Source organism: Asticcacaulis sp. (assembly GCF_020217185.1).
Classification (GTDB): Bacteria; Pseudomonadota; Alphaproteobacteria; order Caulobacterales; family Caulobacteraceae; genus Asticcacaulis.
The window spans coordinates 1-10,000 of the sequence record NZ_JAIWNX010000089.1; the positions used below are offsets into that span (position 1 = coordinate 1).

Annotated in this window: 11 protein-coding genes; 5 read left to right on the plus strand and 6 right to left on the minus strand. The window is 59.2% G+C overall.

All coding sequences use genetic code 11. The annotated features are described in order from the left end of the window. From rplI to LDL37_RS04415, 6 genes are all read right to left on the minus strand, one after another. The coding region (gene rplI / locus LDL37_RS04390) for a 50S ribosomal protein L9 (RefSeq protein WP_290794924.1) at positions 1-317 on the minus strand (317 nt) is incomplete at its 3' end. A 12-nt stretch (positions 318-329) separates the two neighbouring features. Beyond that, positions 330-608: a 30S ribosomal protein S18 gene (gene rpsR / locus LDL37_RS04395; protein WP_013480244.1), complete on the minus strand. Its 279-nt coding sequence runs from the start codon at positions 606-608 to the stop codon at positions 330-332. A 12-nt stretch (positions 609-620) separates the two neighbouring features. Further along, positions 621-995: a 30S ribosomal protein S6 gene (rpsF, locus tag LDL37_RS04400; RefSeq protein ID WP_013480245.1), complete on the minus strand. Its 375-nt coding sequence runs from the start codon at positions 993-995 to the stop codon at positions 621-623. 159 nt (positions 996-1,154) lie between these two features. Beyond that, positions 1,155-1,682, minus strand: a complete 528-nt coding sequence (locus LDL37_RS04405) for a peroxiredoxin (RefSeq protein ID WP_290794929.1) — start codon at positions 1,680-1,682, stop codon at positions 1,155-1,157. A gap of 125 nt (positions 1,683-1,807) precedes the next feature. Then, positions 1,808-3,637, minus strand: a complete 1,830-nt coding sequence (locus LDL37_RS04410) for a S9 family peptidase (protein WP_290794932.1) — start codon at positions 3,635-3,637, stop codon at positions 1,808-1,810. Positions 3,638-3,888: 251 nt separating this feature from the next. Beyond that, positions 3,889-5,838, minus strand: a complete 1,950-nt coding sequence (locus tag LDL37_RS04415) for a S9 family peptidase (RefSeq protein WP_290794935.1) — start codon at positions 5,836-5,838, stop codon at positions 3,889-3,891. 206 nt (positions 5,839-6,044) lie between these two features. On the opposite strand from LDL37_RS04415, the gene fabD reads away from it, so the two are divergent. From fabD to LDL37_RS04440, 5 genes are all read left to right on the plus strand, one after another. Continuing rightward, positions 6,045-6,989 carry an ACP S-malonyltransferase gene (gene fabD, locus LDL37_RS04420; protein WP_290794938.1) on the plus strand — a complete coding sequence of 315 codons (945 nt, stop codon included), beginning with the start codon at positions 6,045-6,047 and terminating at the stop codon, positions 6,987-6,989. Positions 6,990-7,019: 30 nt separating this feature from the next. Continuing rightward, positions 7,020-7,760, plus strand: a complete 741-nt coding sequence (fabG, locus tag LDL37_RS04425) for a 3-oxoacyl-[acyl-carrier-protein] reductase (protein ID WP_126423878.1) — start codon at positions 7,020-7,022, stop codon at positions 7,758-7,760. Positions 7,761-7,931: 171 nt separating this feature from the next. Then, positions 7,932-8,171 (plus strand): acyl carrier protein, encoded by a 240-nt coding sequence (locus tag LDL37_RS04430; protein ID WP_013480251.1) that lies wholly within the window; start codon positions 7,932-7,934, stop codon positions 8,169-8,171. Positions 8,172-8,263: 92 nt separating this feature from the next. Beyond that, on the plus strand, positions 8,264-9,547 hold the full coding sequence (gene fabF / locus LDL37_RS04435; protein ID WP_290794947.1) for a beta-ketoacyl-ACP synthase II: 1,284 nt from the start codon (positions 8,264-8,266) through the stop codon (positions 9,545-9,547). A 1-nt stretch (position 9,548) separates the two neighbouring features. Then, the coding region (locus tag LDL37_RS04440; RefSeq protein ID WP_290794950.1) for an endolytic transglycosylase MltG at positions 9,549-10,000 on the plus strand (452 nt) is incomplete at its 3' end.

A 10,000-nucleotide genomic window follows, 5' to 3' on the forward strand; every position in this document is an offset into this window, starting at 1 on the left:
CCGGTTTCGGCGACCGCGTCGGCGACGTCACGGCCGGTGACCGAACCGTAGAGCTGACCGGTTTCACCCGCCTGACGGATGATCACGTACTGCTGACCGTCGAGTTCGGCGCCTTGCGTTTCGGCAGCCGAGCGAGCGGCGGCGTTACGGGCGACGATCTGTTCCTTCTGAGCTTCAAAGAACTTCAGATTGGCGGTCGTGGCGCGCAGGGCCTTGTGACGCGGCAGCAGGAAGTTACGGGCAAAGCCGTCCTTAACCGACACGACGTCACCGATAACGCCCAGATTTTCAACGCGTTCCAGGAGAACAACTTTCATGGGTGCGTCTCCTTACTTCACGACGTAGGGCAGAAGTGCCAGGAAGCGGGCGCGCTTGATGGCCTTGGCCAGTTCACGTTGCTTCTTTTGCGACACAGCGGTGATGCGCGACGGCACGATCTTGCCGCGCTCGGAGATGTAGCGTTGCAGCAGCTTCACGTCCTTGTAGTCGATCTTCGGGGCGTTGGCGCCGGAGAACGGGCACACCTTGCGGCGGCGGAAAAACGGACGACGAGCCGGAGCGGAGCCGACGGGAGCGCCCGGAGTGGCGGCGATAGTGTCTTCAGCCATCTTCAGATCTCCTTATTGCTCAGCGAATTCAGCACGTTCGGAACGCTCAGCGCGCTCCGGACGGTCACGACGCGACAGAACCGGCGACAGTTCCAGATCCAGCTCTTCGACGCGAACGGTCAGGAAGCGGATGACGTCTTCGTTGATCGACAACTGACGTTCCATTTCCTTCACGGCGGCGGCCGGCGCATCAATGGCCAGCAGCGAGTAGTGCGCCTTGCGGTTCTTCTTCACGCGGTAGGTGAGGTTGCGCAGACCCCAGTATTCGATCTTGGCGACCGAGCCGCCCAGTTCTTCGATCAGCGCCTTGAGGGTATCGTTGAGACCTTCCGCCTGTTGCGGCGAAATGTCCTGCCGTGCGAGCACGACGTGTTCATAAAGTGCCATTTGGTCCTCTTCCGTTGAGCGGGGTGGCGCGCATTCGGGCGGAAGTCCCGGACACACGATGGATCATGGCTCCTCACAATGAGGGATGACCACCACGCAAGCGAAGCGGGCGCTATAGTCTATAACGCCCGCATAATCAAGTCAGATAAGGAAAAGCCGTTATTTCAGGCCATTCGCGGCGGCCAGCAGGCTGGGGACGTGGGTGGCGGCGTCTTTCGAGTCATGCACGAAAGTGATCTTGCCATCCCTGCCGATCACGTAGGAAACGCGGCCCGACATCGGCACCGCCGGCAGCTTGGCGTCGTATTTTTCAGCAATCTTGGCCCCCTTGTCGGAGCCCACCGGGAACTTGCCGCCGCAGTCCGCGGTCGAGAACTTCTGAAGCGTCGGCACATCATCCGCCGAAAGGCCCACAACGCTGATCTTTTTGGCGGCGAACTTGTCCATGTTCTCGGAAAACTGACGCGCCTCCAGCGAACAGCCACCGGTAAAGGCCTTGGGATAGAAGTACACGATCACCGGGCCCTGCTTCAGGGCCGATTTCAGCGAAAAATCATGAACCTTGCCATTGGTGGCGGCCTTGACCATGAAGTCGGGAGCCTTGTCGCCCACCTTAAGCGCGGCAAGGGCGGGCGAGGCGGCGGTGAGGGCGAAGGCGGCGGCAATCAGAGCGGCACGGGTGATCATGGGACGTCTCCATTGAATTTGTAACGCCTTATACGACGGTTTGCCGCCCTTGGCTCAGATAATCTGACCGGATTTGACTTGCTTATCGCAACTTAAGAGCTTGCGCTTTGCAAGTCAGAATCGTCTCAGGCTGGTGGGTTATGCTTTTCAATGAAGGCGATGGTCGCTTCAAGCATCTGAAGGCGTGTCGCTTCTGTGGTCAGCCAGTGATCCTCACCGGCAAGGACGAGCATTTCTATCGGTTTCCCGGCCTTTTGCATAGCTCTTTGCATACGCTGGCTTTGTTCTATCGGGACCACATCGTCGTCCTTACCGTGGATGAGCAAAACCGGGACATCGCATTTGTCCACGTGCAAATCAGGGGACGCAGCGTCCCACAGGCTTTTGTCGCCCATAAAGCGATTCCAGTATTGAAGCGTTGGGCTTAGTCGGCGACCTGTTTCCTTGAATTCCCAGTCCATCATGGCCTTCAGGTTGGATACGCCGGCTACAGCTACCGCACAGCGGTAGATTCCAGGGTCGAGCGTTACCCCCGCCATGGCCGCATAACCGCCGTAGGAGGCGCCGGTGATGGCAACGCGCCTGGCGTCAATAATGCCCTCCTTTGCGAGGTGGCGCACACCATCGCTGAGGTCGGTTTGCATCTTGCGACCCCACTCACCGTAGCCCTTCTCGACAAACTCCTGACCGTAACCGTCGGAACCACGGAAGTTCGGTTGCAGCACAGCGTATCCGCGTGAGGCCAGTGCCTGTGACCACCAGTCGAAACCGATCTCATCAGCACTTTGCGGACCGCCGTGCGGTAAAACCACCAGGGGCAGGTTCTTCGGGTCACGGCCCTTGAGCGCCGGGGCCGGGGGCAGAGTCAGATAGCCATGAATGCTGAGGCCGTCTGCTGCCTTGTAGGTGAGTTCGCTTTTGGGGGCGATCCACTCGGCCGGCAAATCCGCACGGGTTTGTCCTACCAGCTTATTCTGGCCGGTCGTGAAGTCGATGAAGTAATAGCTTCCGGCGTCGTCAACGGCTTCGCTGTAGGCAATCAGCTTACGGGGATCATCCGCACGCGACATTACCCGCGTGACGGTACTGCCTTCGAGCAGAGCATTGGTTTCATTATGCAATTTTTCGAGCAATGGGTCAAAAAATTCGTATTCATTGCCTTCAGGGTTGCGCCTTACAAAACCGACAAGCCGTTTTGAGGCTGGATGAATGAGAGGAGACACATTGTCTCCTGTAAGTGTGGTTGGTTCGCTCGGTGTACCGTCTCGTGAAAATTCGATATATTTTCCGTCCCACTTGCCACCGTTAAACCGGACCAGCAGACTGTCTTCAGCGCGACCTCGTCCAACCAGGAACGGGCGCTCCAGTTCGGCGAACACCTCTTCGTAAATGGTGGTCCACAGGGTGTTGAGATAGCGCAGGCGCCACAATTTTTCGCTCTGCTTGTACTCCGAACGCGCGATTAGAGTACCGTCGGGTTTATAAACCCAATTAAGGACGTGTTCCTTTCCTTCATCCATTTTGGTGTAACGGCCTGTGGTGGTGTCGAAAGCCAACAGGCTGTAAAAAACCTCAGCGCCAAACCGCACGTTCGAGGCGGTCACATGGGGTCTACCGTTGATCGAAATGCGCCCAAGGCTGCCTATGACTATCGGGTAGTAGTCCTTCAGATTTTCGTAAAGCAGCAAAGAGGTACGCGCTTTTACATCTACGATATGAGCGCGCGAATATTCGTTCTTGTCTCCGATAAATCTGACCAGATCAGCCGTCACGGAGGATGTCACGAGTAACCGATCATTGTCGGCCCATGTCAAATCACGCACCTTCATGTCCGCGATGGGCATGAAGTTCAGCTTGCCGGGCGTGATCTCGTAATCCATCAGGACCAGCTGCCCCTTGATGTTCCTAATAAAGCCCACCCGCTTGCCGTCCGGCGATAGCGTGACCTCAGACATGTCGGGCAACCGTCCGTACACTGATATGGCCGGCCGAGGGGACTCAGCCGCCCTCGCCGTAGAAGCGTCTACTGCCAGCGGAACAGCAGTCAGCAGACTGCTAGCGGACAAAAGCTGACCCATAGCGTGCCGACGATTGATAAATGGCATGATTTTCCCCTTAACAAAGTCCCCTCACGAAGAAACTATATGTCAACTTAAGCATACAAGCACCGCTTTTTTGCTAAAGTCGTGTGCTCTCGGACGTAAAGCTAATAGGCCGGGTTGTGCTTTTCGATAAAGCTGACCACGGCGTCCATGGTCTGCACGCGGGATGCTTCACGCGACAGCCAGTGATCCTCTTCCTTGAGCAGGATCAGATCCACCTCCTTACCGGCTTTTTTCAGGGCGTCGCGCATCCGGTAGCTCTGGTCAATCGGCACGACCGTGTCGTCCTTGCCGTGGATCAGTTGGATGGGGATGGTGACATTGGCCGCTTTCAGGTCCGGAGACACCTCCGCCCAGCGGCTTTCGTCGCCCAGAAAACGCTTCCAGTAGAGCACCTTCCGAGCCTTTTTATCATAGCCGACGGACTCTTCTTCGTAAGCGATCATCTTCTTGAGATTGGTGACAGGCGCAATGCCGCTGGCGCAGCGATAGACGCCGGGATCAAGCGTCGCGCCCGCCATGGCCGCATAGCCACCGTAGGACGCACCGACGATGCAAACGCGCTTCGCGTCGATCGTGCCTTCCTTGGCCAGATAGCGCACACCGTCCGACAGGTCGGTCTGCATTTTGCGGCCCCATTCGCCATAACCCTTTTCCGTAAAGGCCTCGCCATAGCCGCTGGAACCGCGGAAATTGGGTTGCAGGACCGCATAACCGCGCGAGGCGATGGCCTGAGACATCCAGTCGTAGCTGATGTCGTCATAGGACTCTGGCCCGCCGTGCGGCAGCACGATAAGCGGCAGGTTTTTCGCTTCCCGACCCGGCGGCAGGGTCAGATAGCCGTGAATCTCCAGCCCATCCGCCGCCTTATAGGTCACCTTGCGTTTTTCGGCGACCCATTCCGCGGGCACTTCGGGGCGCGTCTGCCCTACGATCTTGAAGCTTCTGGTGGTGTAGTCGATAAAGTAGTAGGAGCCGGGATCGCCGGGGCCTTCGCCATAGACAATAATCTTCTTGCCATCATCCGAAACATCTTCAAGAGTGCGATAGGTATAGTCCGGCATCCCTTTTTCGATCAGACGCGGCAGGTTGGCCAGATCGGCGGCAAAGAAGGTATAGACGGGGCCATCGGGGTTGTAGTTTATAAATCCCGCCAGCTTTCTCGTTGCCGGATGATAGAAGGTGCCGACATTGCTGCCCTTGGTATCCAGAGGCTCGCTGAACCGGCCATCCGGGAAGACTTCGTAATAGTTGCCAGCCTTTTCGCCAGCATTGATATAGACCAGCACCGATTCGTCATCGCGGCCGCGTCCCACAAGAGACGGCGCGTCCAGCAACTGCTTTTCCGAGTAGATCGCACGATACTTGCCATTCTGCCGGTAACGCAGCGTCCACACCCTGGTGTCACGATCATATTCGGCCCGCGCCATGATCTCGCCATCCGGACGCACGATCCAGTTCTGGACGTGATGGGGCACTTCGTCCATCTGATGCCCGCGTCCGGTATTCAGATCGAAACTATACAGACTGCGCAGGCCTTCGCCCTCAATCTTGACGTTAGAGGCGGTAACTCGGTACGCGTCTTTGACCTTGATGCGGTTATAATCGCCCATGACGATACGATAAAAACCGTCCGTCTTACCAAACAGGGTTAAGGTTTTGTTGCGCGGCAAATCGAGTATCTGACCCGAATAATACTCATCCTTGCCGCCGACAAAGTCGCGCAGATCCACTGATTGCGACGAAATCAGGATGATGCGCGTCTCATCCCCCCAAAACAGGGAGCGGACCTTCACATCGCCGACCTTCAGCGCTTTGAATTCATCCTTTTCAAGGTCAATATCCAGCAACAGACGTTGCGCCCCCAGCCCCTTGATCAGGGCTATGCGCTTCCCGTCGGGCGACAGGGCGACCTTATCAATATCAGGAAGCTTACTGAACGCGGTGAGCGGCGGTGGCGCGCCCAGCGTGTTTGCCGGATCGGCCTCGGCCGCTGCCGAAAAGGCGCAGATTGCCAGAACGCCCGCAAAGACGCTGCTTTTCAATAAGCGCATGAAATCCCCCTTATATTCCCCTCTGGACGGCCCCGGCCGCTTGTTTAACGCTTCTATCTTTACGAATATTTGCGGTCACCTACAACCGTTTTTCATGTCGATCAGATCAGCGGTGTCCGTCGGGGCGGGGCGCAAGCCTCTTGCCCTTGGGGGCGGATTGCCCTAACCCATGCCGCTCCAATTAACTGGTCGGGACAAGGCATTACATGACTCTGGCATTCGTTTTTCCGGGACAGGGCTCTCAGAGCGTCGGCATGGGGAGCGAGCTGTTCGATAATTTCGCGGCTGCCCGTGAGGTCTTCGGCGAAGTCAACGAGGTGTTGGGGCAGGACCTGCTCAGGCTGATGCGCGAAGGCCCGGAAGCCGACCTGACCCTGACCGAAAATGCGCAGCCCGCCCTGATGGCTGTATCGCTGGCGGTTGTTCGCGTGCTGAAGGCGGATTTCGGGGTTGATGTGTCGAAGGCCGCTTTCTGCGCCGGTCACTCGCTGGGTGAATATTCGGCGCTGGCGGCGATGGAGGTGCTGACGCTTGCGGATGCGGCCAGACTGCTGAAACTGCGCGGTCAGGCCATGCAGCGCGCCGTGCCGGTGGGGCAGGGCGCTATGGCGGCCCTGATCGGGGCCAAGGCCGATCTGGCCCTGGCCGAAGCCGCCTGCGAAGCCGGACGTGCGGCGGGTGTAGTCGTCGTCGCCAATGACAATAATGCCGGGCAGGTGGTCATTTCCGGTGAAAAGGCAGCCGTCGATCTGGCGGTCGAAAAAGCCAAGGAACTGGGGGCCAAGGCCATGCTGCTCAATGTGTCTGCCCCGTTCCACAGCCCGCTGATGCAGCCGGCGGCCGAGGAAATGGCTGAGGCCCTGTCCAAGACCACCTTCCATGACCCGAAGTCCGTGCTGGTGGCCAATGTCACGGCCCAGCCGGTCGGCGACAAGGCGCAGTTTGCGCCGCTGCTGATCGAGCAGGTGACCGGCCGCGTGCGCTGGCGCGAGTCGGTGCAGTGGCTGGCGCAGGATGGCGGCGTGACGCGGTTTGCCGAGCTTGGCGCGGGCAAGGTGCTGAGCGGCATGATCAAGCGTCTGGCCCCCGACTCTGAAGCCGTGGCGCTGAACGGCGCGGCGGATTTTGAAGCGTTTGCCAAGAGCCTCTGATTTTATTCTTCCTTCTCACAGGAGACACCTATGTTTGAACTGACCGGCAAGACGGCGCTTGTGACCGGGGCCACCGGCGGGCTGGGGGCGCAGATCGCCCGTGCCCTGCATAAGCAAGGGGCCAAGGTCGTGCTGTCCGGTACGCGCGAAGCCGTGCTTCAGGAACTGGCCGCCGAACTGGGCGAAGGCGCCTTCGTCGCCGCCTGTAACCTGTCGGACCCGGCTGAGGTCGATGGCCTGATCGCCAAGGCCGAAGCGGCGGCCGGTTCGCCGCTCGACATCCTTGTGGCCAATGCGGGGATTACCAAGGACGGCCTGATCCTGCGCATGAAGGATGAGGACTGGGACGCGGTGATCAAGGTCAATCTCGAATCCTATTTCCGCCTGTCGCGTGCCGCCGTGAAGGGCATGATGAAGCGCCGCCACGGTCGCATCATCGGCATCACCTCGGTGGTGGGGGTCATGGGCAATGCGGGGCAGACCAACTATGCGGCCTCCAAGGCCGGCATGATCGGCTTCTCCAAGGCGCTGGCGCAGGAAGTCGCCTCGCGCAATATCACCGTCAACTGCATCGCGCCGGGCTTCATCGCCTCGCCGATGACCGATGTGCTCAATGAGCAGCAACGCGAAGGTATCCTGTCGAAAATCCCGGCCGGTGCCCTGGGCGAAGGGGCTGATATTGCCGCCGCCGCCGTCTATCTCGCCAGCAATGAAGCCGGTTACGTTACGGGTCAAACCCTGCACGTGAACGGCGGCATGGTGATGATTTAACCCTGCCATCACGTCTTTGTTGTGAAAGACTGCCTTTCGGCCCGCTGAAAATGGCTTGAAACCTGCACAGTGTGTGCATAAAAGGCAGTTGGCTTAGATTCCGATACCCGGCCCCTGCAAAGCCATAAGCCGCTTTGGGTCGTGTTTATATAACCTGTTAGAGGGCCTGATATGTCTGAAGTTCTTGAACGTGTTCGCAAGATTGTGATTGATCATCTGGACGCTGATCCGGATAAGGTCACGGAAAAGGCGAGCTTCATCGACGATCTTGAGGCCGACAGCCTCGACATTGTTGAGCTGGTCATGGCTTTCGAAGAAGAATTCGACATCGAAATTCCTGATGACTCGGCTGAGCACATCCTGACCGTTGGCGACGCCGTCAACTACATTCAGGAAAAGCTCTCCGCTTAATCTGAATTACCGGATTGAGGGCGTGGTTTCGACGGTCTGTGCCGCATCGAAGCCGCGCCCTTCTGCTATTTGCATAACAGGGCTGATTTTAAATGGTTCGTCGCGTCGTCATCACCGGTTTGGGTCTTTTGTCGCCTTTGGGCGCGGGTGTGGATATTTCGTGGAAGCGTCTGCTCGACGGGCAGTCGGGGGCCGGAAACATCACCGCCTTTGATACCACAGACTATGCCTGCACGGTGGCCTGCGAAGTCCCGACGGTCGATGGCCGCGGCGGTGGCGGCCCCGACATCGAAGGTTCTTTCGATCCGTCCACGGTCCTGTCGCCCAAGGAACGCCGCAAGGTCGATGACTTCATCCTGTACGCCATTGCGGCGGCCGATGAAGCGCTCAACGACGCCAACTGGCATCCTGAAAGTGCCGAGGATCAGGAGCGCACAGGCGTCATGATCGGGTCGGGCATCGGCGGCCTTGGTATCATCGCCGATACGGCGCTTGAGCTTCAGGCCAAGGGCCCGAAGCGCATTTCACCCTTCTTTATCCCGTCCTCGCTGATCAATCTGGCCTCGGGTCAGGTGTCGATCCGTCACCACCTCAAGGGGCCGAACCATTCGGTCGTCACCGCCTGCGCCACCGGCGCGCACGCCATCGGTGACGCGGCGCGTTTGATCAAGTGCGGCGATGCCGACGTGATGGTCGCGGGCGGGGCCGAATCGGCCATCGTTCCTATCGGTATTGCGGGCTTTATCGCCTGCCGCGCCCTGTGCACCGCCTTCAACGATCAGCCGACCAGGGCCTCGCGCCCCTACGACAAGGACCGTGACGGTTTCGTCATGGGCGAAGGCGCGGGCATTGTGGTGCTGGAAGAATACGAACACGCCAAGGCGCGCGGCGCCAAGATCTACGCCGAAGTGCTGGGTTACGGCCTGTCCGGCGACGCCTACCACATCACCGCGCCATCTGAAGACGGCGACGGCGGCTACCGCGCCATGGTCGCTGCGGCCAAAAACGCGGGTATCGACCCGACCGAGATCGACTACGTCAATTCGCACGGCACCTCGACCATGGCCGATGGCATTGAACTGAAGGCTATCGAGAAGTTTCTGGGCGAGCGCGCGGCGACGGGCACGGTGTCCTCGACCAAGTCGGCCATCGGCCACCTGCTGGGTGGGGCGGGCGCGGTCGAAGCCATCTTCTGCGCCCTGGCCATCCGTGACCAGATCGCCCCGCCGACCATCAATCTCGACAATCCGGCCTATGAAACCCCCATCGACCTTGTGCCGCATAAGGCCAAGCCGATGACGATCAACAAGGTCCTGTCGAACTCGTTCGGCTTCGGCGGCACCAATGCGGCCCTGATCCTCGGCAAAGTGGACTAAGATGGCGAAGCAGAAGGCCCGCCCAGCCCCGCGGCGCAAAGACCGGCGTCTGATGGCGCCGGTGGCGGGCCTGTTGTCCGGTATCGTCCTGCTGCTTCTGGCAGCAGGACTGTTCGTTTTTGCCAACACCTACGGACCCGGACCTTCGGCGAAATCCGGAAATGTTACAGCTGTGACGGTCGAACGCGGGCAGGGGCTCAATGCCATAGCGCGCAAGCTGAAGCAGCAGGGCGTCATCCGTTCGGTGACCTTCTTCCGTATCGCGGCCAAGCTGGATGGCCGCGACAATGCCCTGCGCGCCGGCACCTATGAGTTTCCGTCGCGCCTGTCGATGATCGGCGTCCTCAATCAGATCCTTGAGGGCCGTGTGGTGCAACACTTCATCACCATCCCCGAAGGCCGTACCTCGGCGCAGGCGGTACGCATTCTGATGGCGACCCAGGGCCTGACCGG

Bases quoted from the DNA above. Each gene is read 5' to 3' on its own strand.
- rpsR (WP_013480244.1), bottom strand. From the start codon at position 608: ATGGCTGAAGACACTATCGCCGCCACTCCGGGCGCTCCCGTCGGCTCC.
- rpsF (WP_013480245.1), bottom strand. From the start codon at position 995: ATGGCACTTTATGAACACGTCGTGCTCGCACGGCAGGACATTTCGCCG.
- LDL37_RS04405 (WP_290794929.1), bottom strand. From the start codon at position 1,682: ATGATCACCCGTGCCGCTCTGATTGCCGCCGCCTTCGCCCTCACCGCC.
- LDL37_RS04410 (WP_290794932.1), bottom strand. From the start codon at position 3,637: ATGTCTGAGGTCACGCTATCGCCGGACGGCAAGCGGGTGGGCTTTATT.
- LDL37_RS04415 (WP_290794935.1), bottom strand. From the start codon at position 5,838: ATGCGCTTATTGAAAAGCAGCGTCTTTGCGGGCGTTCTGGCAATCTGC.
- fabD (WP_290794938.1), top strand. From the start codon at position 6,045: ATGACTCTGGCATTCGTTTTTCCGGGACAGGGCTCTCAGAGCGTCGGC.
- fabG (WP_126423878.1), top strand. From the start codon at position 7,020: ATGTTTGAACTGACCGGCAAGACGGCGCTTGTGACCGGGGCCACCGGC.
- LDL37_RS04430 (WP_013480251.1), top strand. From the start codon at position 7,932: ATGTCTGAAGTTCTTGAACGTGTTCGCAAGATTGTGATTGATCATCTG.
- fabF (WP_290794947.1), top strand. From the start codon at position 8,264: ATGGTTCGTCGCGTCGTCATCACCGGTTTGGGTCTTTTGTCGCCTTTG.